We start from the raw sequence: 763 nt of genomic DNA, 5'->3' as shown, positions 1-763 counted from the left end.
GGGCGGGGGGCCCGGATGACGTTCGAGCAGGATGTGGTGACCTTTCTCGGTGGGGTGCGGCACGGGCGGACGCTGGGGTCGCCGGTGGCGATCATGGTGGGGAACACCGAGTGGCCCAAGTGGGAGAAGGTGATGGCCGCCGATCCGGTGGACGAGGCGGAGCTGGCCGGTCTGGCGCGTAATGCGCCGTTGACCCGTCCGCGGCCGGGGCATGCGGATCTGGCGGGGATGCAGAAGTACGGCTTCGATGAGGCGCGGCCGGTGCTGGAGCGGGCCTCGGCGCGGGAGACCGCGGCCCGGGTGGCGCTGGGGGCGGTGGCCCGCTCGTATCTGAGGGAGACGGTCGGGGTTGAGATCGTCTCGCATGTGGTGGAGCTGGGGGCGGCGAAGGCCCCGCGGGGGGTGTGTCCGGTGCCGGGGGATGTGGAGCGGCTGGATGCGGATCCGGTGCGTTGTTTGGATGCGGATGCGTCGAAGGCGATGGTGGCCGAGATCGACCGGGCCCGCAGGGACGGCGACACCTTGGGGGGTGTGGTGGAGGTGTTGGCGTATGGGGTGCCGGTGGGGCTGGGGTCGCATGTGCACTGGGACCGTCGGCTGGATGCGCGTCTGGCCGGGGCGTTGATGGGGATTCAGGCGATCAAGGGGGTGGAGATGGGGGACGGGTTCGAGCTGGCGCGGGTGCCCGGTTCGCAGGCCCATGACGAGATCGTTGCCGTGGAGGGGGGCATTGGGCGGGCTTCTGGTCGGTCGGGGGGTACTG

At 71.2% G+C, this 763-nt stretch carries 1 protein-coding gene; it reads left to right on the top strand.

The window, feature by feature from the left end; translation table 11 throughout:
- A partial coding sequence (gene aroC / locus CCN35_RS20860) for a chorismate synthase (RefSeq protein ID WP_086793885.1) occupies positions 1-763 on the top strand: 763 nt, incomplete at both ends.

Source organism: Streptomyces thermovulgaris (assembly GCF_002155915.1).
Classification (GTDB): Bacteria; Actinomycetota; Actinomycetes; order Streptomycetales; family Streptomycetaceae; genus Streptomyces; species Streptomyces thermovulgaris.
The sequence above is the reverse complement of the archived record's forward strand: the minus strand, read 5'-3'. Positions and strand labels throughout refer to the sequence as shown.